Source organism: Nocardia seriolae NBRC 15557 (assembly GCF_007990715.1).
GTDB lineage: Bacteria > Actinomycetota > Actinomycetes > Mycobacteriales > Mycobacteriaceae > Nocardia > Nocardia seriolae.
The window spans coordinates 54,486-77,177 of sequence record NZ_BJWY01000018.1 but is presented as its reverse complement, the minus strand read 5'-3'; the positions used below and the strand labels follow the sequence as shown (position 1 = coordinate 77,177).

The window sequence follows — 22,692 nt, the reverse complement described above, 5'->3', positions numbered from 1 at the left end:
CATGGGTGATCTGTTCGACCTGTCTACGGTCGCGAAGCGTGTGCGGTTCTTCGGTCTGCTGGAAGTTCCTTCCTGGGTGCTGCTGTTCATCGGGTCGGCGCTGAAGCGGGCGGATGCGCTGGGCATCGCCGATCAGCCGATCAAGTGGCCCGTGATGGTGTTCGGCATGCTGCACGGGATCGTGTTCCTGGCCTATGCCATCAACTGCCTGCTGGCCTCGCGCGAGTACGAGTGGCCCGGCAAGACGACCGGTCTGGCGCTGGCGTCCGCGGTGGTGCCTTTCACCTCCGTGTGGTTCGAGCGCTGGGCGATCAACTCCGGTCAGCTGGAGGAGTTGAGCCGAGGCGCGGCACCCGCGGCCGCCGCTTCGTGACAAACTGGATGTCGTGACTCGACCTGCACGCCGTCCTTCCGCCGCCGCAGCCGCCGCCATGTCGGGCGCGGTTGACCTGTCCGCCCTCAAGCAGCCGGTTGCCGCAGCGGGAGATGTCCCGGGTGACCACGCCGTCACCGAGGCCAATTTCGAGGAGCGGGTGCTGCGGCGCTCCACCCAGGTGCCCGTGGTGGTGGTGCTGTACTCGCAGCGCAGCCCGGGCAGCATCGAACTGGTGAAGCTGCTGGAGAAGCTGGTCGTCCCCGGTGGCGACTGGGATCTGGCCACCGTCGAGGCCGAGGCCAATATGCGCATCGCGCAGGCCTTCGGCGTGCAGGGCATTCCGACCGTGGTCGCGGTGGCCGCCGGCCAGCCGCTGGCCGACTTCACCGGCAATCAGCCCGAGGAGCAGGTGACCGGCTGGATCGCCGCCGTCGTGGACGCCGTGCGCGGCAAGCTCCCCGGTGTCGGCGCGGGCGCTGAGGCCGAGCCCGAGGTCCCCGAGGACCCGCGCTTCGTCGCCGCCGAAGAAGCCTTGGAGCGTGGCGATTTCGAGGCCGCCATCGCCGGCTACCAGGACATCCTGACCGCCGAGCCGAACAATGCCGAGGCGAAAGCCGCGCTGCGCCAGGTCCAATTCCTTTCCCGCGTACAGGAACTCGACCCCGACGCCCTGGCCAAGTCCGACGCCGACCCGGCCGACCTGGACGCCGCCATCGCCGCCGCCGACCTGGAAATGTTCAACCAGAACCCCGAAGCCGCCTTCGACCGCCTCATCGCCCAGGTCAAGCGCACCGCCGGCGACGACCGCACCCGCGCCCGCACCCACCTGCTCGAACTCTTCGAACTCTTCGACCCCGCCGACCCCATCGTGGTCGCCGCCCGCCGCAAACTCGCCGCCGCCCTCTACTGAGATTCGAGATCAGGGAGCTCTCACCGAGGGGAATCGGACGAAATTCCTCGGTGAGAGCTCCCTGATCTTGTTCAGACCTTGGGGAGGGACGCCAGGGCGGCGTCGATGCGGGGCTGGGGGAGTTCGAAGTCGGGGACTTCGCCCGCGAGGTAGCGCTCGTAGGCGGTCATGTCGAAGTGGCCGTGGCCGCACAGGGCGGTCAGCAGGACCTTTTCCTCGCCGGATTCCTTGCAGCGCTTGGCCTCTTCGATGACCGCGGCCAAGGCGTGGGAGGGCTCCGGGGCCGGGAGGATGCCCTCTGTCCTCGCGAATGTGACTGCCGCGGCGAAGCATTCACGCTGCTGCTTGGCCACCGCCTCGAACAGGCCGAGTTCGTACATGTGCGAGAGCAGCGGTGACATGCCGTGGTAGCGCAGGCCGCCCGCGTGCACCGGGTCGGGGATGAAGTCGTGGCCGAGAGTGTGCATCTTCATGAGCGGGGTGAAGCCGGCGGTGTCGCCGAAGTCGTAGGCGTAGATGCCGCGGGTGAAGGACGGGCAGGCGGCGGGCTCGACGGCACGGATGACGGGATCGGCTCGGCCGGAGAGCTTTTCGCGCAGGAACGGCAGGAACAGGCCCGCGAAATTGGAGCCCCCGCCGGTGCAGCCGACGATCATGTCGGGTGGCCGCTCGCCCGCCGCGGCGAACTGTTTCAGGGCTTCCTCGCCGATGACCGTCTGATGCAGCAGCACGTGATTGAGCACGCTGCCCAGGGCATAGCGGGTGTCCGGGTCGGCCGCGGCCACCTCCACGGCCTCGCGGATGGCGATGCCCAGGCTGCCCGGCGAATTCGGGTCGTCGGCAAGGATTTTCGCGCCCGCTGCGGTGACCGGTGAGGGGCTGGCGTGCACGGTCGCGCCCCAGGTCTGCATGAGGGTGCGCCGGTGCGGCTTCTGGTCGTAGGAGGCGCGCACCATCCACACCTCGCAGTCGATGCCGTACTGGGCGCAGGCGAAGGCGAGCGCGCTGCCCCACTGGCCCGCCCCGGTCTCGGTGGTGAGGCGGCGGGTGCCCTCGGCGAAGTTGTAGAACGCCTGCGGGACAGCGGTATTCGGCTTGTGTGAGCCCGCGGGGGAGACGCCTTCGCACTTGTAGTAAATGCGCGCCGGGGTGCCGAGCGCCCGTTCCAGCCGCCGCGCCCGGTACAGCGGCGTCGGCCGCCACAGCCGGTACACGTCGATGACCTCGTCCGGAATCTCGATATAGCTCTCGGTGCTCACCTCCTGCCGGATGAGCTCCATCGGGAACAGGGGTGCCAGATCCTGCGGTCCGACGGGCTCCCGGGTGCCGGGGTGCAGGGGCGGCGGCGGTGGCGCGGGCAGGTCGGGGATGACGTTGTACCACCGCCGGGGGATCTCGGATTCGTCCAGTGTGATCTTGGTGCGCTCGTCCACGGGAGCCCTCCCGGCTCGAATCGACTGTCCGTCCAGGGTCCTCCCGAGATCGGACCGGTGGTGTCGAATTCGTCGGATTTACCCTGTCGCTCGTCGATCCCAGTTAGTAAGCTGGTGCGTATGATAAGCACCTATGAAGAATTACTGGGATCCGGGACCGAACTGATCGCGTTGGATGCACGGGCGGTGCGCGCCAGCATCGAGGTGGTCGCGGGCATGACCGCGGCGGACCTGGCCGTGCCCACGCCGTGCGCGGGCTGGGATCTGCGAGATCTGTTGGAGCACATGATCATTCAGCATCACGGCTTCGCCGCCGCCGCACGGGGTGAGGGCGATATCGCGCTGTGGAAGCCGCAGCCGCTCGGTGACGATCCGGTCGGTGAGTACCGGGCCGCGGCGGAGGTCGTGCTGGCCGCCTTCGCCGAACCCGGCGTGCTGGAGCGGCAGCTTCCGCTGCCGGAGATCCGGGGCGGCATAGTGATTCCCGCGCCGCTGGCCATCAGCTTTCACTTCATCGACTACATCGTGCACACCTGGGACGTGGCGCGGGCGCTGGGCGTGACCGTCGAATTCGATGACGAGCTGCTGAGCGCGGGCCTGCCGGTGGCGGCGGCGGTGCCGGGCGGTGCGGCCCGGTCGCAGCCCGGCGCGTCCTTCGCGCCGGAAGTCGATGCCCCGAACGTCTCGGGTCTGGACCGGATTCTCTCGGTCCTGGGCCGCTCGCCCGGCTGGCCGGAGTGGGCGGGCGGGGCGATGACGATCAGCGTGTGACGACCCCGCGGTTCCCCACTTTCCCCGCGAAGTGGGGAACGTTGTACTACTTGGTCGTTCCGGCCTTCGCGCTACCGGTGGAGATCAGGTCGGTCAGGCTCTTCACGATCTGGGTGGAGCCGGTGCCGGTCGGGTCCGGCTCGCCGACCGCGAGCACCGGCTTGGCGTCGATCTGATCATCGGCGGCGGCGAGGCCCGCGCCCGCGGTCAGGAGGCCGGTCGCGGCCGCACCGATGAGCGCGAAGGTACCGAGTTTCTTCATACAGATTCATTCCTTCGGGGTAAAGGCAATTGGGTTGCGACGCCGCTGATTTCCTTCCTACCCGCTTCCGGCCGGCAAGGGTTGACCTTGCTTTCCGTGCCCCGATGATCAGGGGCACGAGAGCCAGAGCGCGCTGTGCGGCGCCAGCGTCAGCACGGCCGACACCTGGCGGCCGTGCCACGGAACCGGCTGGGCGGCAATCGCTTCGGATCGGTCGACGCCGCCGCCCCCGTAGGCGACGGCATCGGTGTTCAAGACCACGTGCCACGAATCCGTCGCGGCCCCGGGCAATCCGATGCGATAGTCCTCGAGCTGCCGCCCGGAGAAGTTGTAGACGCAGGCCAGCATCGACCCGTCGGTGCCGTAGCGCAGGAACGACAGCACATTGTTGTCGCGATCGTCGGCGTCGATCCAGGCGTACCCGCCCGGCGAGGTGTCCTGACTCCACAGCGCGGGACTGGCGACATAGAGCCGGTTGAGATCACCGACGAGCTTCTGAATACCTTGGTGCAGCGGGTTTTCCAGTTCGTGCCAGTCGAGCCCGCGGTCGTGGTCCCACTCCCGGAACTGCCCGAACTCTTGGCCCATGAACAGCAGTTGCTTGCCGGGATGCGCCCACATGTAGGCCAGCAGCGCGCGCACCCCGCCCGCCCTGGTGTAGTCGTCGCCGGGCATGCGGGTCCACAGCGTGCCCTTGCCGTACACCACCTCGTCGTGGCTGATGGGCAGCACGTAGTTCTCGCTCCAGGCGTAGGTCAGCGAGAAGGTGATCTCGTTGTGGTGCCAGGTGCGGTACACCGGATCGTGGGCCAGATACCCGAGGGTGTCGTGCATCCAGCCCATATTCCATTTCATGGTGAAGCCCAGCCCGCCCACCTCGGTGGCGCGGGTGACGCCGGGCCAGGTGGTGGATTCCTCGGCGACGGTGAGCACGCCCGGATGATGCTTGTGCACGGTCGCGTTCATCTCCTGGAGAAAGGACACGGCCTCCAGGTTCTCGCGCCCGCCGTGGATATTGGGCTCCCAGTCCGGGCGCGAATAGTCGAGGTAGAGCATGGATGCGACGGCGTCCACCCGCAGCCCGTCGAGGTGGAATTCCTCGATCCAGTACAGCGCGTTGGCGACCAGGAAGTTGCGGACCTCGTGGCGCCCGAAGTTGAAAACGTAGGTGCCCCAGTCGAGTTGCTCGCCGCGACGCGGGTCCGCGTGCTCGTAGAGGGCGGTGCCGTCGAATCGGGCCAGCGCCCATTCGTCGCGCGGGAAGTGCGCGGGCACCCAGTCGAGGAGCACGCCGATTCCCTTGCGGTGCAGGTGATCCACGAGGTATCGGAAGTCGTCCGGGGAGCCGAAGCGGGCGGTCGGGGCGTAGTAGGAGGTGACCTGATATCCCCACGAGCCGCCGAACGGGTGCTCGGCCACGGGTAGCAGCTCGATGTGGGTGAAGCCCTGGGCGAGTACGTATTCCGCGAGCTGATCGGCGATCTCGCGATAGCCGAGCCCGGGTCTCCAGGAGCCCAGGTGCACCTCGTAGATGCTGACCGGCGCGCGCAGCGGATCGGTTCGCGCCCGCGTCCGCAGCCAATCCGCATCGCCCCAGGCGAATTCGCTCGCGGTGATGACCGACGCGGTCGCGGGCGGCACCTCGGTGGCGAAGGCCATCGGGTCGGCGTGGTCCACCGTGCGCCCGTCCGCGCCGTGCACCCGGTACTTGTAGAGGTCGCCCGGCCCGATTCCGGGCAGGAACAGCGCCCACACGCCGGAATCTCCGAGCTTCCGCATGGGTGCGGTGTTTCCGCTCCAGCCGTCGAAGTCGCCGGTCACCGCGACGCCGCGGGCATTGGGGGCCCACACCGCGAAGGCGGTGCCGGCGATCTCGCCGTCGAGCGTGGTGTACCGCTTCGGATGCGCGCCGAGCACCTCCCAGAGCCGCTCGTGCCGTCCCTCCCCGAGCAGGTGCAGATCGATCTCGCCGAGCGTCGGCAGGAAGTGGTACCCGTCCGCCTCCACCACCGTGCGCCCGCTGGGATAGGCGGCGACGATCCGGTAGTCCCACAGCTCCGGGTGGGGCATGACCCCTTCGAAGACGCCGTGATCACGGTGCGCCAGTGGATGATCCACGCCGCCGATGCGCGCCGCGACCGTCTCCGCGTGCGGCCGCAGCACCCGGATGATCGTGCCTTCGGGATGCGGGTGCGCCCCCAGCACCGTGTGCGGATCGGGGTGGGTACCCGCCGCCAGCAGCAGGAGGTCGCGCCGATTCATCGGAACGAGCGGCGATAGGCGAGCTCGGTGCGCGCCGCGGCGGGTACCGGCGGCAGCGCCAGAATGTGCGCGACTGCGCGGGCCGGGTCCAGGCGCACGTAATTGCTCTGGCCCCAGTGGTATTCCTCGCCGCTGATCTCGTCGTACACAACCGGCCGGTCGTGCCATTCGCGGCCGATGGCGGGCAGCTCGAGCGACACCATGCCCTGCTGGGCGCCGAAGGAGTCCAGGTTCACCACCACCAGCACGGCGTCCCCGGTGGTGGGGTCGAACTTCGAAAAGGCCAGCAGCGCATCGTTGTCCACCGGATGGAAGTGAATGCAGCGCACCTGACGCAGCGCCGGGTGCGCGCGCCGGATCTCGTTGAGCCGGGTCAGCCACGGCTCCAGGGATTCCCCGCGCGCGGCGGCCTCGGCGAAACGGCGCGGGCGCAGCTGGTATTTCTCCGAATCCAGGTATTCCTCGCTGCCGGGCCGCACCGCCTGGTGCTCGTAGAGTTCGAAGCCGGAGTACACGCCCCAGCTGGGCCCGAGCGTGGCCGCCAGCACCGCGCGGATCGCGAACATGCCCGGCCCGCCGTATTGCAGGCTCTCGTGCAGGATGTCGGGGGTGTTCACGAAGAGGTTGGCGCGCATCTCATCGGCCTTGGCGGCCAATTCCCGGCCGAATTCCTCGATCTCGTGCTTGTGCGTGCGCCAGGTGAAATACGTGTAGGACTGGCTGAATCCGCGCCGCGCCAAGCCGTACATGCGGGCGGGGCGGGTGAAAGCCTCGGAAAGAAAGACTATCTCCGGGTGCTTGCGGTGCACCCGCGCGATGAGCCATTCCCAGAAATCGGCGGGTTTGGTGTGCGGATTGTCGACCCGGAATATGGTGACGCCCAGCCCGATCCAATGCCGCACCACCCGCAGTACCTCGGCATAGAGCCCATCGGGATCGTCGTCGAAATTCAGCGGATAGATGTCCTGGTACTTCTTCGGCGGATTCTCCGCGTGGGCGATGGTGCCGTCGGGCAGCGTGGTGAACCACTCCGGATGCGCCGCCACCCACGGATGGTCGGGCGCGCACTGCAATGCCAGATCCAGCGCCACCTCCATGCCCAATTCCCGGGCCGCCGAGACGAAGTCGGCGAAGTCGGCCTCGGTGCCCAGCAGCGGATGCACGGCGTCGTGCCCGCCCTCGGCCGAACCGATCGCCCACGGCGAGCCCACGTCCTCGGTCTCGGCGGTCAGAGAGTTGTTGGGCCCCTTGCGATTCACGGTGCCGATGGGGTGCACGGGCGGCAGATACACCACGTCGAATCCCATGGCGGCAATGCGCGGCAGGTCCTTGGCGGCGGTGGCGAAGGTGCCGTGCACCGGGTTGCCGGCCGCGTCCCAGCCGCCGGTCGAGCGGGGGAAGAATTCGTACCAGGCCCCGCAGAGCGCCCGCTGCCGCTCCACCTGGACGGTGTGCAGCGGCCCGGGAGTCACCAACTCCCGCAAGGGCGTTGCCTGCAGGATGGCGCTCACCTCGGCGCTGAAGGCGGGGGCGACCCGGGCGGGCAGCTGGGCGTCGGCGCGCAGGGCGGCGGCCGCGTCCCGCAGGATGGTCCACTGTTTCTTCGGCACCGCCAGTGCGGCCCGCTCCAGCAGCCGCGCCCCGATCTCGAGATCATTGGCCAGATCGACCGCGCTCTGCCCGACCGCGAGCTTGGCCTCGACGCCGGAACGCCAGGTGGCGATGGGATCGCTCCAGCCCTCGATGCGGAAGCTCCAGCGGCCGGGCCGATCCGGAGTGAACACGGCGTTGTAGACGTCCGGCTCGTACTCCGGAGTCATGCGAATCCGCTGTGTGCGAGACGAACCCGGGCCGCGCACGGCCAGCGTCGCCGCGACCGCCTCGTGTCCCTCGCGCCAGACCACGGCCCGCACCGGGACGACCTCGCCGGCGACGGCCTTCGCGGCCCGGCCGCCGGGGATCGCGGGGGCGGTGTCATCGATTGCGATGCGGCCGGTCACGCCCCTGAACTTACCGGAGTGGATACCGGACTTACCGGAGCGACTACTGCTGGCCGGGTTTGAGGAGCACGAACAGGCCGTGTGCCTCGGCACAGAGCCGATCGCCGTCGTGCAGGGTGGCGCGCACGAACACCTTGCGGCCCTCCTGGCGCTCCACCCAGCCGTGCACCTTCAACTCGGTGTTCAGCGGCGTGATCGACCGGTAGTCGACGTGCAGGAAGGCGGTGCGGGTGGCCTGCTTGGTGTACAGGGCCGCGGTCATGCCGAGCAGGTCGTCGAAGCCGAGCGCGATGTGCCCGCCGTGGGCCGCGCTGTTGCCGCCCAGATGGTAAGGTGCGGAAGGTGATGCGCGCGTGCACCCCGTCCTTGCCCGCGGCGTCGACCAGGAACGGCGGCAGCGTGATATTGCCGCGCGCGGGCAGGTCGTTGCGATGCCAGGCCGGGGCCTGCCACTCGTCCACGACCGCCTCATCGAGCTTGTCGTTGAGTTCCTTCAGGGTGGCGATGACGTCCAGGGCCAGCTCGTCGGACGGGTCGGCCAGCCGCACCCGGTCCATGAGCCCGCGCACCTGGTCGATGAACTCGCCGTAGTGGGCCCCGCCCTTGCTGTTGTCGCGGCCCAGTTCCCGAATCGGCCGGAACCCGCCCTCGTGATGCTCCTGGGTGGGCAGTCCGTCGACCGCCTCGATCTGCTGCTCGCTCATATAGAACACGTTATCGGTTGCTTAGCGCTTGCTCACTTCAGGGTCATGCCCGCCTCATTTCTAGATCAGGCGCAGTGAGCTGGGACGACGGACTCCCAGGTAGGGTCTACAGGGGTGAAGGCATTGCGTCGATTCACCGTTCGCGCCCATTTGCCGGAGCGGCTGTCCGCGTTGACCGAGCTGGCGACCAATCTGCGCTGGTCCTGGCATGGGCCGACCCAGGATGTGTTCGCCGAACTGGATCCGCGGCTGTGGGTTGAGGTCGGGCACGATCCCGTGCGAATGCTGGGGGAGGTGCCCGCCGCGCGGCTGGACGAGCTGGCTTCGGACGACGCCTATACGCGGCGCGTCGATGCGGCCGCCGCCGATCTGAGTGACTATCTGGCCCGCCCGCGCTGGTTCCAGAAGCAGCAGCGGGGGCCGCGTGGAATCGCCTACTTCTCCATGGAGTTCGGTGTCACCGAGGTGCTGCCGAACTACTCGGGCGGGCTCGGGATCCTGGCGGGCGACCATCTGAAGGCCGCCTCGGATCTGGGGCTGCCGCTCATCGGCGTCGGATTGCTGTACCGCTCCGGCTATTTCCGGCAGTCCCTGACCGCCGACGGCTGGCAGGCCGAGCACTACCCGGCACTGGACCCGATGGGTCTGCCACTGCGGCTGCTCGCGGACGGTGGCGCGCCGGTGCTCATTCACGTGTCCATGCCCGAGGGGCGGGTGCTGCGGGCGCGGGTGTGGATCGCCCAGGTGGGCCGGATTCCCCTGCTGCTCTTGGACTCCGACATCGCCGAGAACGATCCGGAACTGCGGGCCGTCACCGACCGGCTCTACGGCGGCGATCAGGACCACCGCATCAAACAGGAGATCCTCGCCGGTATCGGCGGGGTGCGCGCGGTCCGCGCCTACACGCGCGCCAACGGGCTGCCCGATCCGGACGTCTTCCACATGAACGAGGGCCACGCCGGATTCCTCGGCATCGAGCGGATCCGCGAATACATGGCCACCGGAATGGATTTCGATTCCGCGCTGACGGCGGTGCGCTCCGGGACCGTCTTCACCACGCACACCCCGGTCCCGGCCGGTATCGACCGCTTCGCCGGCGCCCTGGTCCGCCGCTATTTCGGCGGCGCGCACGGTGAGCGGGAATCGCCTGTGCTGCCGGGTGTTTCGGTCGACCGCATCCTGGCCATGGGCCGTGAGACCGATCCCTCGGTCTTCAACATGGCCCACCTGGGCCTGCGACTCGCCCAGCGCGCCAATGGCGTGTCGAAGCTGCACGGCGAGGTCAGCCGGGCCATGTTCGCGCCGCTGTGGCCGGGCTTCGACGCCGCCGAGGTGCCGATCGGCTCGGTCACCAACGGTGTGCACGCGCCCACCTGGGCCGCGCGCGAATGGATCGACAAGGCCCGCGAATTGATCGGCGACGAACTGGTCGAGGAGGCCCGCGGCTGGGAACGGCTCTGCGATGTGGACCTGCGCGAACTGTGGTCCACCCGGAACGCCCTGCGCGGCATCCTGGTCGACGAGGTGCGGCGGCGGCTGCGCAACTCCTGGCTCGAGCGCGGGGCGGCCCCGGCCGAACTCGGCTGGGTCGACCAGGTTTTCGACCCGAACGTGCTGACCGTCGGCTTCGCCCGCCGGGTCCCGACCTACAAGCGGCTCACGCTCATGCTGCGCGATCCGGACCGGTTGCGCGCCATGCTGCTCGATCCCGAGCGCCCGGTGCAGCTGGTGGTGGCGGGCAAGTCCCATCCCGCCGATGACGGCGGCAAGGCCCTGATCCAGCAGATCGTGCGCTTCGCCGACGATCCGGCCGTGCGGCACCGCATCGTCTTCCTGCCCGACTACGACATGTCCATGGCCCGCTACCTCTACTGGGGTTGCGACGTCTGGCTCAACAACCCGCTGCGCCCGCTCGAGGCGTGCGGCACCTCCGGCATGAAGTCGGCGCTCAACGGCGGCCTCAACCTGTCCATCCGCGACGGCTGGTGGGACGAGATGTACGACGGCGAGAACGGCTGGTCCATCCCAACCGCCGACGGCGTCCGCGACGAGCACCGCCGCGACGACCTGGAGGCATCTGCCCTCTACGAACTGCTGGAACGCGCTGTGCTGCCGCGCTTCTACGACCGCGACCACGACGGCCTGCCGGTGCGCTGGATGGAAATGGTCCGCCACACCCTGCGCACCCTCGGGCCGCAGGTGCTGGCCTCCCGCATGGTCCGCGACTACGCCGTCGACTACTACGCGCCCACCGCGTCGGCCTATGAAGCCTTGTCCGACAACGACTTCAAGGGCGCACGGGAGCTGTCGGTCTACCGCCGCCGCGTCGAATCCGCCTGGCCCAGTGTGAAAGTCCTCCAGGTCGACAGCTCGGGCCTGCCCGACACCCCGGTCATCGGCGCGGACCTCGCCCTGCGCGCCCGCATCGACCTCGGCGGCCTCACCCCCGCCGACGTCACCGTCCAGGCCGTGCTCGGTCGCGTCTCACCCGCCGACGACCTCACCGACGTGCACGCCTACCCCATGCGTCACCACGGAACCGATTCCGGGGCAGAGGTTTTCACCATCGAGACCCCGGTCCCGATCTCGGGCGCGGTCGGCTACACCATCCGTATCCTCCCGCACCACCCCCTGCTGGCCTCCGACGCGGAGCTCGGCCTGGTGGCGACACCGAGCCCCTGAGCACCCGGATGCGCCGCGGCGATCAGGTAAGCGCGACGAGTGTCCGCTTGAGGATCTTGCCGGTGGTGTTGCGCGGCAACGAGTCCAGGAAGGTGACGTCGCGCGGGACGAAGAAGCGGCTGACGCGGTGGCGGATGTAGTTGCGGACCATGTCGGAGTCCAGGCCGGAGCCGGGGCGCTTGACGACGAAAGCGGCCAGGCGCTGGCCGAATTCGTGATCGGGCACGCCGACCACCGCCACCTCGGAGATCTGCGGCAGGTGCGAGAGCGCCTCCTCGACGGCGCGGGGGAAGACGTTCTCGCCGCCGGAGATGATCATCTCGTCGTCGCGCCCGGCCACGAAGAGCTTGCCGGAGGCATCGAGATAGCCGACGTCGCCGGTGTCGAGCATGCCGTCGGCCTCGTCCGGCGGGGTCGCGTCGGTGTAGCCGTCGAAGAGCATGTGATTGCCGACGAAGATGCGGCCGGTCGCGCCCACCGGCACCGGACGCCGATCCGGGCCCAGCACGGCGAGTTTCGTGCCCAGCGGCGGGCGGCCCGCCGTGGTGGGTGACATGCGCATGTCCGCGGAGTCGGCGATGGAGGCCCACGACACCTCGGTGGAGCCGTACACGTTGTAGAGGATGTCGCCGAAGGCGTCGAGGAACTTCAGTACCGTCGCACCCGCCAGCGGCGCGCCGCAGGAGGCCACGATGCGCAGGCTGGACAGGTCGTAGCGGGCGCGAACATGGCTGGGCAGGTCCAGGATTCGGTTCACCATGATCGGCACCACGATCAGCGCGGTGACCCGGTGCTGGGCGATGCGGCGCAGGCAGTCCTCGGCGTCGAAGCGGTCACCGAGCAGCACCGTCGCCCGGATGGCCGTCGAGATCTGCAGCGCCCCCAGCCCCCAGGTGTGGAACAGCGGGGCCGGAATGAACATGGTCTCGTTGGTGCCGAACGGAATTCGCGACAGCAGCGCCGCCACCGTCCCGAAACCCTTGGGATGCGGCCGCCGCGCGCCCTTGGGAGTGCCGCTGGTGCCCGAGGTGAGCACCACCAGCCGGCCCGGCCGCGGCGGCTTGCGCGGCGGCTCCTGCCGCATGGCGATGAGTTCCTCGATGGTGGTGCGCCCCGGATCCGGCGGCACATCGTCGCTGGTGAACCGCGGCACGTCGGTCGGCAGATACCGCACCAGATGCTCGAACTCGCTGTCCACGAACAGCGCCGAGAGCCGATGCCGGGCCGCGATCTCCTCGATCTGGCGCGCGGGCAGCCCAGTATTGAGCAGCACCGCGTCCGCACCCGACTTGCCCGCCGCCACCATGCACTCGACCATGCCGGTGTGATTGCGGCACAGCAGCCCGACCGTGGTGCCCGCGGTGAACCCGAGCGCGGTGAACGCGCCCGCGAGAGCGCTGCTGCGCGCGTTCAATTGGTCGAAGGTGCTGGAGTACCGGTCGTCGATCACGGCCGGGCGCTGCGGTGAGTGCGCGGCCGCCGCCGCGTACCCGCCGGCCAGGCTGAAACCCCACTTGGCCAGCCCGCCGATCTGCTTGAGCCCGACATCGGGCCGATAGGTGCGCACCACGCCGGAGGCCACCATCCGCTTGACCACCCCGGCCTGCAGCCGCACCGGCGAATCCTCGCCATTGACGATGAGTGAGCTCGGCGTGCCCAGGATCAGATCGCCGACCCGCTTGAGCCCGGCCTGCGTCCACGCCAACACCGACGAATTCGGCAACTGCGCGAGCAGCGGATGCACCAGCCCGGCCTTGAAATAGGTGACGTAGGCGCGGGTGTGCTCGCCGTCGCCGCGCAGCCGCACCACCGCGAAGCTGCCGCGCTCGGGGCAGTGCAGCTCGAAGCTCTCACCCGCGCGGGTGATGTGCAGTTGAACCCGCACCACGTGGACCTCGATACCGTTGCCGCCGACACGCATATTCAGCGTGGGGTGCGCGTCCACGGTGTCGAGTTGTTCGCACGCGCCGATTCCGGGAAATAGCCGGGGGTAGGTCTGCGGGTCGACGAGGACATCCCAGATTGCTTTGCGGCCGATCGCGAACTCCGCGACCGCGTCGATGACATCGGTTACCACTGGCGTACAACTTCTGCCTGGCCGGTTCCCCTGAAAACCCCCGGCTGATTACGTATTTGTAACGTCCCAGACAGTAAGGGTCAAGAGTCTTTAATTACCGGCCGGTAGTTATTTAAATTGCCAATTAATTGCGCTGGTAGAGGCGGGAAAACAAGTCTCTGGCAAGTGCGGTAGCTCGCGGTTCGCCGGGGCGGTTCATGTGCGGACATACGGAACAAGTACGGTGCCCACGGCAACCTTCGTACCTTCCTCCGACTGGAGACAGCACACACATGAGCACCGACGTCCGCACGCGCACCAAGAAGCGCGTCGACGCGTACTTCGGCATCAGCGAACACGGTTCCACCGTCAAGCGCGAGATCATGGCCGGAACGGTCACGTTCCTGGCCATGTCCTATGTGCTGGCGGTGAACCCGCGCATCCTGGGCGACCACGGCGACCTCGGTCCCCTGGGCATGCCGGTGCAGGCGGTGTTCACCGCGACCGCCGTCGCCGCCATCTTCGGCACCCTGGTCATGGGCCTGTGGGCCAAGTACCCGGTGGCGCTCGCGCCCGGCATGGGCCTCAATGCCTTCTTCGCCTACACGGTCGTGCTGCACATGGGCATCCCCTGGCAGGAGGCGCTGTCGGGCACCTTCCTGTCCGGCGTCATCTTCTTCGTGCTGGCCGTGACCAAGGTCCGCGAGAAGATCATCGAAGCCATCCCCATGCAGATGAAGCTGGCCGTCGGCGCGGGCATCGGCATGTTCGTGGCCTTCCTCGGCCTCAAGAGCGCGGGCATCGTGACCAGCGACCCGAATACCTTTGTGCACCTGGGCAACTTCCACCAGGGCACCACCCTGCTGGCGCTGTTCGGGCTGGTCGTGACCGTCGTGTTCCTGGTGCTCGGCTGGCACGGCGCGGTGCTCTACGGCATCCTCTGCACCACCGTGCTCGGCATCGTCACCGGGCTGGTGAAGCTGCCGGACTCGATCGCCGCGATGCCGCACGGCCTGGATCAGACCTTCGGCCAGGCCATCATCCACCTGCCCGACGCCTTCACCGGGAAAATGGTGGTCGTCGTGCTGACCATGCTGTTCGTCGACTTCTTCGACGCCTCCGGCACTTTGATCGGTGTCGCCAAGCAGGCCGGGCTGCTCACGAACGACGGCAAGCTGGAGCGCGCGGGCCAGGCGCTGGCCGCCGACTCGGTCGGCACCGCCGCGGGCGCCATCATCGGCACCTCCTCCACCACCGCGTATGTCGAATCTACCGCGGGTGTCTCGGCGGGCGGGCGCACCGGGCTGACCGCGGTCACCACCGCGGGCTGGTTCCTCATCGCGCTGTTCTTCTTCCCGATCTTCGCCACCTTCGCCGACGTGTCGGCGGTGACCGCGCCCGCGCTCATCGTGGTCGGCGTGCTGCTGGCGCGGTCGCTGGGCGAGATCGAGTGGAACAAGCTGGAATACGCGGTGCCGGCCTTCATCACCGTGGTGATGATGCCGCTGACCTACTCGATCGCCAACGGCATCGCCATGGGCCTGCTGTTCTACCCGATCGTCATGGTGGCCAAGCGCCGCTGGCGCGAGGTGCATCCGGTGATGTGGGCGCTCACGGCGATCTTCCTCTACTACTTCTGGTTCCTCGCCAAGTAGCGCGGGGCGACTTCATTGCGCGAATCGGGCGCGAGGCGGAATAGCCTCGCGCCCGACGTCGTTGGGGACCTGCTGTAGGCTTCGAAGCGGACCATGGTCCGGTTGAAATCGCCCGAAGAGCCGCAAGACCCGAGAAGACGAGGACCCCGACATGACCGCAACGCTGAACACCGCCACCTCCGCCGCCCCGGCCGCCGCCTCGAACGGCGTCTCCGGCGCCGATATCGGCCTGCTCGTCGCCCGCGTGGGCTTCGGCGGCCTGCTGGCCGTGCACGGCAGCCAGAAGCTGTTCGGCTGGTTCAACGGATACGGCCTCGATGCCACCGGGCAGGCCTTCGTGGGCATGGGCTACGACCCCGGCAAGTTCTTCGCGACCCTCGCCGGTCTCAGTGAGATCACCGGCGGTCTGCTGCTCGTGCTGGGTTTGCTGACGCCGCTCGGCGCGGCGATCGCGCTGGGCACCATGCTCAATGCGATCAATGCCGCCCGGGGCGGTGGCTTCGCGATGTGGGAGCTGCCCGCGGTCTACGCCATCGCTTCGGTGGCATTCGCCTTCGCCGGACCCGGTCGCCTGTCGCTGGATCACGGTCGTCCGTGGCAGCGTCAGGGTCTGGTCTGGGGCGCCGCGGCGGTGGCGCTGGCCGTGGTGGCCGCGCTCGTCACGCTCGCGGTGAAGTAGGCGGGGGAGAAGGAGTTTCGGTGCCCCCGCGCCGCGTGCAGGGCTTGGCGCGGGGGCAACTGACACATCCGATGTGGGAATTGGGGGTTCACCGGAGTATCGAAAGCTAATTTACTTTCGATCGGAAGTAGGAACCACCCCTGTGACTGTTCTCACAGGGTCATTTCAATTGTGCGACACTATTTGTCAGTCGTTCGAGAGCTTTTGTCACAACTTGGGGATCGGATGTTTCCCAATATGGCGGCAACGATGCTCGGAGATAACCGCCATAGCGCGCCGTGGCGAGTCGGGAATCAAGAATTGCGATAACGCCGCGATCGTCCACACTGCGCAGCAAACGACCCGTGCCCTGCGCCAACAGCAGTGCCGCGTGATTGGCCGCGACCGACAGAAAACCATTGCCACCGCGCGATTCCACCGCGCGCTGCCGGGCCACCAGCAGCGGATCGTCCGGACGCGGGAACGGAATGCGGTCCAGGATCACCAGACTCAGCGACGGGCCCGGCACATCCACGCCCTGCCACAGCGAAAGCGTCCCGAAGAGTGAGATTTCCGGGTCGTCGGCGAATTTCCGGACCAGCGCGCCGGTGGCGTCGTCGCCCTGGCACAGAATCGGTGTGTCGAGCCGTTCACGCAGAACTTCGGTGGCCGCCTTGGCCGCTCGCATGGACGAGAACAGGCCCAGGGTGCGCCCGCCCGCCGCGGTGATGAGCCGCTCGATCTCGTCCAGATACGACTGCGGCAACCCGTCCCGCCCGGGCGCGGGCAGATGCTTTGCCACGTACAGGATTCCGGACTTGGCGTGGTCGAACGGCGAGCCGACGTCCACGGAATTCCAGCGCAGCGATTTCTCGTCCGACGGGGCCTCCGCGCCGTTGGCCAGCGCGGGATCCACCTTCGACGCCGACTGCGGGGGCAGGCCCCAGGTGACGGCCAGATTGTCGAAGGAGCCGCCGATCTGCAGCGTGGCCGAGGTGAGAACGACCGTGGCCGTACCGAACAGGCGGCTGCGCAGCAGCCCGCCCACCGAGAGCGGGGCCATGTGCAGCGTGCGGCGCGGCACCCCGCGCAGCTCCTCGGCGGCCAGCCAGATGACATCGCGATGCGCGGCCGGGTCGGCCTCCTCGTAGGTGGTGAGCACGCGGACCGCGGCGTCGTGCACCTCCTCCACGGCCGCCAGCGCCTGATTGCGGGCCGCCGCGCCCTCCGGATCGGAGGCGGCCGCACTGCCGCCCTGCGGGGCCAGGGCCGTGCGCGCGTTCCAAGCCGCGTCGCGGATGAGCGCGAGCACCGGGGCCGCGCCGTCCGGCATCCGGTCCCAGCGGCCGGGATTCAGGTCGTCGAGCAGTTCGTGCCAGGCCTCGGCGGCATTCTCGAGGCGGTCCACCTCCTGCTCGTCGATCAGCTTCGCGCAGCGCTTGGCCGCGGCGCTGATGGCGGTGGTGGACAGTTCCGCGGTGGCCACGCCGGTCACCCGGTCCACCAGTTCGTGCGCCTCGTCCACGACCACCACATCGTGTTCGGGCAGCACCTGGATCCCGCTGATGGCGTCGATGGCCAGCAGCGCGTGATTGGTGACCACCACATCGGCCTGCCCGGACTCCGCGCGCGCCTTCTCCGCGAAGCAGTCCTGCCCGAACGGGCAGCGCGACTTGCCCAGGCATTCACGCGAACTCACGCTCACCTGCCGCCAGGCCCGGTCACTCACGCCCGGCGTCAGCTCGTCGCGATCCCCGGTCTCGGTATCGGACACCCACTCGTGCAGCCGCTGCACCTCGCGGCCCAGTTTGGAAATCGCGAAGGCGTCGAACAACTCCGCCTCGGGCTCGTCCGGAATCGCGCTATTGATCTTGTTCAGGCACAGATAGTTGTTACGCCCTTTGAGAATCGCGAACTGCGGCACCCGCCCCAGCTGGGGCGCCAGCGCATCCGCCAGGCGCGGCAGATCCCGATCCACCAACTGCCGCTGGAGCGCGATGGTCGCGGTCGAGACCACCACCGTCCGCCCCGTCCGCACCGCGTGGCGCAGACTCGGGACCAGGTACGCGAGCGACTTGCCGGTTCCGGTTCCGGCCTGCACGGCCAAGTGCTCGCCGGTGTCGATCGCGTGCGCGACCGCAGCCGACATGGTCTGCTGCCCGGAGCGCTCCCTACCTCCCAACGCCTGTACAGCGGTGGCCAACAGTTTCGGAACGGCGGGCAGTTCGGGCACGGCGGCCAGATTACTGCGCCGCGCCGACAGTGTTTGATTTGCGGCGGCTGCGCCGCCGCGGGTTCGCGGCCCGGGAGGTCTCGTTCTTCCCTCCCTCCGCTTCCCTCCCTCCGCTTCGCGCCCCCGGCTCCGCTCAGTCCAGAACGAGACGGGCCGCGAACCTGAAGGCGACTCCACTTCAATGCCCAGGGGTGGTTTCAGTTCTCGAGCGTCCCGGCCAGTTCGACGCCGGAGGCGCGGAGTTCGGCCAGGACGGGGGAGAGGGCGTCGGGGGAGACGGCGGCGGTCAGGCCGAGGAGGACCCGGGTGTCGAAGCCCTCGGAGCGGGCGTCGAGGGCGGTGGCGCGGACACAGTGGTCGGTGGCGATGCCGCAGACGTCCACGGCGTCGATGTCGCGGGCGCGCAGCCAGGCGGCGAGGGTGGTGGAACCGTCGGTGGCGGTGCCCTCGAAACCCGAATAGGCCGCGGTGTAGGCACCTTTGGAGAAGATCTCCTGGATCGGCCCGGTGCTCAGGTCGGGGTGGAAGTCCGCGCCCGGGGTGTCGGCGCGGCAGTGCGGGGGCCAGGTGTCGACATAGTCGGGGGTGGCGGAGAAGTGCGCGCCCGGGTCGACGTGGAAGTCGCGGGTGGCGACGACGGCGGTGTAATCGGAGACGCCCAGGTATTCGGTGATGCGCTCGGCCACCGCCGCGCCGCCCGCGACGGCCAGTGATCCGCCCTCACAGAAATCGTTCTGCACGTCGACGACGATCAGGGCTCGACTCATGGGCCCGTCCTCCCGGTGCCTGGGTGAACCACGACGGTTCGGCCCTCGTATTGCATTGTGCCGCCCGGGTCTCGACCGGTCCACGCGGCTCGCACCGACCCTCGGGGGGATTCATGAGTCGTGTTGTCGTCCGCTGGTTTCTGACTGTCGCGGTGCTCGCCGCGCTGCTCGCGGTCATGGTCTCGTTCGACGGCGGGGAGTGGATGGTGGACGCGTCGCACGCGCTGGTTCACTTCAAGATTTTCGCGGCGATCGGGCATGTCATCGGATTGGCGGGCAAGGCGGGCAAGATCGCGCTGATCGCGGTGGTCGCCGCCGTGGTCGCGGTGAACGCCCGGCGGCGCCGGCGGATCAGCTCACGAATGTCGTCGGAATCGCCGGCTCTCCCACCGACAGTTTCAGACCCTCCCAAGGCAGGCTGACCAGCCCCTTGGCCACCAGCTCCCGGCTCTGCGCCAGCGTCGGCTGATCGGCCACCACCGCACCCTTGCGCACCAGCGGCACCTGCAGATCCCGGATCTCGAGGCCGTCGGGCTCCGGACGCGGCGCGGAAGCGGGGTAGACGCTTTCCTCGACCATCGTGCCGGTGCGGCGGACCAGCCGGATCGCGCGCTTGGTGCCGCCGCGAGACTCCTTGTGGGAGCTGCGCTTGGCCACCGGAACGCCCTCCACCTCGACCAGCTTGTAGACCATGCCCGCGGTCGGCGCGCCGGAGCCGACGACCAGTGAGGTGCCGACGCCGTAGACGTCCACCGGCTCGGCGCGCAGCGCGGCGATGGCGTATTCGTCCAGGTCGCCGGAGACCACGATGTGGGTGCGGATCGCGCCCAGGGCGTCCAGCTGCTCGCGCACCTGCCGGGCCAGCACGCCCAGATCACCGGAATCGATGCGCACGCCGCCCAATTCGGGCCCGGCCACCTCGATGGCGGTGGCCACGCCGCGGGTGATGTCGAAGGTGTCCACCAGCAGCGTGGTGCCGATGCCCAGCGCCTCGATCTGGCTGCGGAAGGCGGCCGCCTCGTGCGCGCCGTCCGCGCCGGAGTGCAGCAGGGTGAAGGCGTGCGCGCTGGTGCCCGCGCTGGGCACGCCGAAGCTGCGGGCGGCCTCCAGATTGGAGGTGGCGTCGAATCCGGCCAGGTAGGCGGCGCGGGCGCTGGCCGGGGCGGCCAGTTCGCGCGTTCGGCGCGAGCCCATTTCGATCATGCGGCGGCCGCCGGCGGCGCTCACCATGCGCGCGGCCGCGGCGGCGATGGCGCTGTCGTGGTTGTAGATCGACAGGATCAGGGTTTCCAGCAGCACGCATTCGGCGAAGGTGCCGCGCACGGTGAGGATGGGGGAGCCGGGGAAATACAGCTCACCCTCGCGGTAGCCGTCGATCTCGCCGCCGAATCGATAGTCGCGCAACCATTCCAGGGTGCGCGCGTCCAGGAACTTCGCGGCGATCGCCAGTTCCGGTGCGCCGAAACGGAATGCGCTCAGCGCCGTGAGCAATCGCCCGGTCCCGGCGACCACACCGTACCTGCGACCGTGCGGCAATCTGCGGGCGAATACCTCGAAGGTGCACTGCCGCTGGGCCGAACCGTCGGCCAGCGCCGCCGCGAGCATGGTGAGCTCGTACTGGTCGGTGAGCAGAGCGGTACTGGTCAGTCCGTCGGCGATCATCACGAGTTCACTCTAGGACGCAGGTACTGGAAGTTCGCGGCCCGCCTCGGCCTGGACTGACGGAGCGGGGGAGCGAAGCGGAGGAGTGGAGGAGGGAAGGCCGAGGTAACAGGGCCGCGAACCCGCCCGGAGCGAAGCGGAGGGCAATTGGATACAGCTGTTGTTTCGGTGATGTCAGGTCGTACCCTGGTTGTTATGGGTCTGTGTAATCACGACGTTGTCCGGGTCGCTGGCGGTCCGGCCGCCGGGAACGTGACTTTGTCGGCGGCACAGGCGACACCGGAGGCCATCGAATACTCCGAGATTCTGGAAGCCGAGGATCGGCCCTGGGTCACCGTCGTTTGGGACGATCCGGTCAACCTCATGCACTACGTGACCTACATCTTCCAGAAGCTGTTCGGCTACAGCAAAGGCAAGGCAACCGAGCTCATGCTGAAGGTGCACAACGAGGGCAAGGCCGTGGTGTCCGCCGGCTCCCGCGACAAGATGGAACACGACGTACAGCGGCTGCACGCGGCGGGGCTATGGGCCACCATGCAACGTGACGACTGACCGCGACGACTACGGTTACCCCGTGCGGAAGTGGAGCAGAAAGAACTCCCTGGGCGGGCTGAAACTGCGTTCGGAAATGGACGCTCACGAGGCGGACGTGCTGCGCTCGCTGGTCGGGGCGGTCACCGGACTGCTCACCGATCGCGCCCGCTCGGCCCCCGAGGACGAACTGGCCGCCCTTACCGGGCTACAGACGGGCAACACCACCCCGCCCGATGATCCGCGCCTGGCCCGGCTGCTGCCGGACTTCCATCGCCCCGAACCCGGTTCCCCCGATGCCGAGCGCGCGGGTCTCAACAGCGCGCTGCGCAGCCTGCACGAGCCGGAGATCATCGAGACCAAGGTGGCCGCCGGGCTGGTGGTGCTGGAAACCCTGCCGCTGCAGGGCGGCAAGATCGTCATCTCGCCCGAACAGGCCGACGCCTGGCTGACCGCGCTCAACGATGTGCGCCTGGCCCTGGGCACGGCCCTCGAGATCACCCCCGACACGCCCGATCACTTTCCCGATGACGATCCGCGCGGGCCGAGCCTCGAGGTTTACCACTGGCTCACCTGGATGCAGGACTCGCTGATCCAGGCGCTCGCGCCCTAGCTCGCCCTCGCCGGCTTCCCGACCCCGTCATCACCCAGGAGGAGTGGCCGTGAACAGCGTTGCGGGACCACGGAATTCGATCACCGACATCGCCGGTGTGCTCGTCGGCCACCAGCATGCCCTGGACCCGGACGCCACCCTCGGCGCGGGCGCGGCCACCGGCTGCACGGTGGTGCGGGTGCCGGGCGGGGCGGTCGCGTCGGTGGACGTGCGTGGCGGCGGCCCGGGCACCCGCGAGACCGACCTGCTGGATCCGGGAAACACCGTGCGACAGGCGAATGCGATCCTGCTCACCGGCGGCAGCGCCTACGGGCTGGCCGCCGCCGACGGCGTCATGCGCTGGTGCGAGGAGCACAAGGAGGGGATCCCGATGGATCCCGCCGATCCGGCCCGCGTGGTGCCGATCGTGCCCGGCGCGGTCATCTTCGATCTGCCGGTGGGCGACTGGCACATTCGGCCCGACGCCGACTTCGGATTCATGGCCGCCGAGAACGCGGGCGCGGACTTCGCGCGCGGTTCGGTCGGCGCGGGCGTGGGTGCGCGGGCGGGCTCGCTCAAGGGCGGAATCGGTTCGGCCAGTGTGCGATTCACCGACGGACCGGCCGCCGGAATCACGGTCGGCGCGGTGATAGTGGCCAATCCGGTGGGTTCGGTCTTCGACCCGCGCACCGGATTCCCGTGGGGCGCGGGCACCGACGGGCCCGATCACTTCGGGCTGCGGCCACCCACCGCCGAGCAACTGGCGGCCGCCAATGCGCTGGCGGTCAAGGGCACCGTGCTCAACACCACCATCGGCGTGATCGCCACGGATGCCGCGCTGGATCCGGCCGCCTGCAAACGGCTCGCCGCCACCGGGCACGACGGCCTGGCCCGCGCCATCCGACCGGCCCATTCGCCGCTGGACGGCGACACCCTCTTCGCGCTGGCCACCGGCACCGCCGCGCAGCCGCCCGATTTCCCGCTGCCTCCGGCCTTCCCCGCGGACCTGCTGATCCTCGACCAGTTGTGCACGGCCGCCGCGGTCTGTGTGGAACGCGCCATCGTGGACGCCATCCTCGCGGCGACCGCGGTGGCGGGCATCCCGGCCTACCGGGACGCGTTCGGCGGGGTGTGAGCG

18 protein-coding genes and 1 pseudogene are annotated in these 22,692 nt (G+C 68.8%); 10 read left to right on the top strand and 9 right to left on the bottom strand.

The genetic code is table 11. The features are described 5' to 3' along the window. Nucleotide 1: 1 nt before the first annotated feature. Together NS2_RS08750 and NS2_RS08745 are read left to right on the top strand one after the other, a co-directional pair. Nucleotides 2–373: a DUF3817 domain-containing protein gene (locus tag NS2_RS08750; RefSeq protein WP_052086185.1), complete on the top strand. Its 372-nt coding sequence runs from the start codon at nt 2–4 to the stop codon at nt 371–373. Nucleotides 374–431: 58 nt separating this feature from the next. Further along, nucleotides 432–1,286: a tetratricopeptide repeat protein gene (locus NS2_RS08745; RefSeq protein ID WP_033086757.1), complete on the top strand. Its 855-nt coding sequence runs from the start codon at nt 432–434 to the stop codon at nt 1,284–1,286. A 71-nt stretch (nt 1,287–1,357) separates the two neighbouring features. Here NS2_RS08745 and NS2_RS08740 read toward each other — a convergent pair whose 3' ends face one another. After that, entirely contained in the window at nt 1,358–2,719 is a 1,362-nt protein-coding gene (locus NS2_RS08740) for a TrpB-like pyridoxal phosphate-dependent enzyme (protein ID WP_033086758.1), read from the bottom strand. Nucleotides 2,720–2,839: 120 nt separating this feature from the next. Between NS2_RS08740 and NS2_RS08735 the strand changes: the two genes are divergently transcribed. Further along, nucleotides 2,840–3,490, top strand: coding sequence for a TIGR03086 family metal-binding protein (locus NS2_RS08735; protein WP_045436814.1), 651 nt, complete (start codon nt 2,840–2,842; stop codon nt 3,488–3,490). A 46-nt stretch (nt 3,491–3,536) separates the two neighbouring features. Here NS2_RS08735 and NS2_RS08730 read toward each other — a convergent pair whose 3' ends face one another. The 4 genes and pseudogenes from NS2_RS08730 to NS2_RS08715 form a co-directional block, all read right to left on the bottom strand. After that, nucleotides 3,537–3,752: a hypothetical protein gene (locus tag NS2_RS08730; RefSeq protein WP_033086759.1), complete on the bottom strand. Its 216-nt coding sequence runs from the start codon at nt 3,750–3,752 to the stop codon at nt 3,537–3,539. A 108-nt stretch (nt 3,753–3,860) separates the two neighbouring features. Continuing rightward, nucleotides 3,861–6,014, bottom strand: a complete 2,154-nt coding sequence (glgB, locus tag NS2_RS08725) for a 1,4-alpha-glucan branching protein GlgB (RefSeq protein ID WP_033086760.1) — start codon at nt 6,012–6,014, stop codon at nt 3,861–3,863. Further along, entirely contained in the window at nt 6,011–8,014 is a 2,004-nt protein-coding gene (locus tag NS2_RS08720) for an alpha-1,4-glucan--maltose-1-phosphate maltosyltransferase (RefSeq protein ID WP_033086761.1), read from the bottom strand. The genes glgB and NS2_RS08720 overlap by 4 nt, the downstream gene beginning before the upstream one ends. Nucleotides 8,015–8,057: 43 nt before the next feature. Beyond that, a pseudogene (locus NS2_RS08715) lies at nt 8,058–8,718 on the bottom strand (PaaI family thioesterase). A 114-nt stretch (nt 8,719–8,832) separates the two neighbouring features. Here NS2_RS08715 and glgP point away from each other — a divergent pair. Continuing rightward, nucleotides 8,833–11,400 carry an alpha-glucan family phosphorylase gene (gene glgP, locus NS2_RS08710; RefSeq protein ID WP_033086762.1) on the top strand — a complete coding sequence of 856 codons (2,568 nt, stop codon included), beginning with the start codon at nt 8,833–8,835 and terminating at the stop codon, nt 11,398–11,400. A gap of 22 nt (nt 11,401–11,422) precedes the next feature. Here glgP and NS2_RS08705 read toward each other — a convergent pair whose 3' ends face one another. Further along, nucleotides 11,423–13,477, bottom strand: a complete 2,055-nt coding sequence (locus NS2_RS08705; RefSeq protein WP_033086763.1) for an AMP-binding protein — start codon at nt 13,475–13,477, stop codon at nt 11,423–11,425. A gap of 272 nt (nt 13,478–13,749) precedes the next feature. On the opposite strand from NS2_RS08705, the gene NS2_RS08700 reads away from it, so the two are divergent. Both NS2_RS08700 and NS2_RS08695 read left to right on the top strand, forming a co-directional pair. Further along, nucleotides 13,750–15,111 (top strand): NCS2 family permease, encoded by a 1,362-nt coding sequence (locus tag NS2_RS08700; RefSeq protein ID WP_033086764.1) that lies wholly within the window; start codon nt 13,750–13,752, stop codon nt 15,109–15,111. Nucleotides 15,112–15,262: 151 nt separating this feature from the next. Then, complete coding sequence (locus tag NS2_RS08695) at nt 15,263–15,790, top strand: DoxX family protein (protein ID WP_033086765.1); 528 nt, start codon at nt 15,263–15,265, stop codon at nt 15,788–15,790. A gap of 160 nt (nt 15,791–15,950) precedes the next feature. Here the strand turns inward: NS2_RS08695 and NS2_RS08690 are convergent, their stop codons facing one another. Both NS2_RS08690 and NS2_RS08685 read right to left on the bottom strand, forming a co-directional pair. Continuing rightward, nucleotides 15,951–18,002 carry an ATP-dependent DNA helicase gene (locus tag NS2_RS08690; RefSeq protein WP_033086766.1) on the bottom strand — a complete coding sequence of 684 codons (2,052 nt, stop codon included), beginning with the start codon at nt 18,000–18,002 and terminating at the stop codon, nt 15,951–15,953. A gap of 197 nt (nt 18,003–18,199) precedes the next feature. Next, nucleotides 18,200–18,769, bottom strand: a complete 570-nt coding sequence (locus NS2_RS08685) for an isochorismatase family protein (protein ID WP_033086767.1) — start codon at nt 18,767–18,769, stop codon at nt 18,200–18,202. A 152-nt stretch (nt 18,770–18,921) separates the two neighbouring features. Between NS2_RS08685 and NS2_RS08680 the strand changes: the two genes are divergently transcribed. Beyond that, entirely contained in the window at nt 18,922–19,191 is a 270-nt protein-coding gene (locus tag NS2_RS08680; RefSeq protein WP_033086768.1) for a hypothetical protein, read from the top strand. Here NS2_RS08680 and NS2_RS08675 read toward each other — a convergent pair. Continuing rightward, entirely contained in the window at nt 19,121–20,431 is a 1,311-nt protein-coding gene (locus NS2_RS08675) for a nicotinate phosphoribosyltransferase (protein ID WP_033086769.1), read from the bottom strand. The two genes, NS2_RS08680 and NS2_RS08675, sit on opposite strands and share 71 nt — an antisense overlap. Nucleotides 20,432–20,626: 195 nt before the next feature. Between NS2_RS08675 and clpS the strand changes: the two genes are divergently transcribed. From clpS to NS2_RS08660, 3 genes are read left to right on the top strand one after another with little or no spacing between them, the layout of a single operon-like run. Next, nucleotides 20,627–20,983, top strand: a complete 357-nt coding sequence (clpS, locus tag NS2_RS08670; RefSeq protein WP_045436817.1) for an ATP-dependent Clp protease adapter ClpS — start codon at nt 20,627–20,629, stop codon at nt 20,981–20,983. A gap of 22 nt (nt 20,984–21,005) precedes the next feature. Further along, nucleotides 21,006–21,575, top strand: coding sequence for an oxidative stress transcriptional regulator AosR (gene aosR, locus NS2_RS08665; protein ID WP_033086806.1), 570 nt, complete (start codon nt 21,006–21,008; stop codon nt 21,573–21,575). 49 nt (nt 21,576–21,624) lie between these two features. Continuing rightward, entirely contained in the window at nt 21,625–22,689 is a 1,065-nt protein-coding gene (locus NS2_RS08660) for a P1 family peptidase (RefSeq protein ID WP_033086807.1), read from the top strand. Nucleotides 22,690–22,692 lie beyond the last annotated feature (3 nt).

Bases quoted from the DNA above. Each gene is read 5' to 3' on its own strand.
- NS2_RS08750 (WP_052086185.1), top strand. From the start codon at position 2: ATGGGTGATCTGTTCGACCTGTCTACGGTCGCGAAGCGTGTGCGGTTC.
- NS2_RS08745 (WP_033086757.1), top strand. From the start codon at position 432: ATGTCGGGCGCGGTTGACCTGTCCGCCCTCAAGCAGCCGGTTGCCGCA.
- NS2_RS08735 (WP_045436814.1), top strand. From the start codon at position 2,840: ATGATAAGCACCTATGAAGAATTACTGGGATCCGGGACCGAACTGATC.
- NS2_RS08730 (WP_033086759.1), bottom strand. From the start codon at position 3,752: ATGAAGAAACTCGGTACCTTCGCGCTCATCGGTGCGGCCGCGACCGGC.
- glgB (WP_033086760.1), bottom strand. From the start codon at position 6,014: ATGAATCGGCGCGACCTCCTGCTGCTGGCGGCGGGTACCCACCCCGAT.
- NS2_RS08700 (WP_033086764.1), top strand. From the start codon at position 13,750: ATGAGCACCGACGTCCGCACGCGCACCAAGAAGCGCGTCGACGCGTAC.
- NS2_RS08695 (WP_033086765.1), top strand. From the start codon at position 15,263: ATGACCGCAACGCTGAACACCGCCACCTCCGCCGCCCCGGCCGCCGCC.
- NS2_RS08685 (WP_033086767.1), bottom strand. From the start codon at position 18,769: ATGAGTCGAGCCCTGATCGTCGTCGACGTGCAGAACGATTTCTGTGAG.
- NS2_RS08675 (WP_033086769.1), bottom strand. From the start codon at position 20,431: ATGATCGCCGACGGACTGACCAGTACCGCTCTGCTCACCGACCAGTAC.
- clpS (WP_045436817.1), top strand. From the start codon at position 20,627: ATGGGTCTGTGTAATCACGACGTTGTCCGGGTCGCTGGCGGTCCGGCC.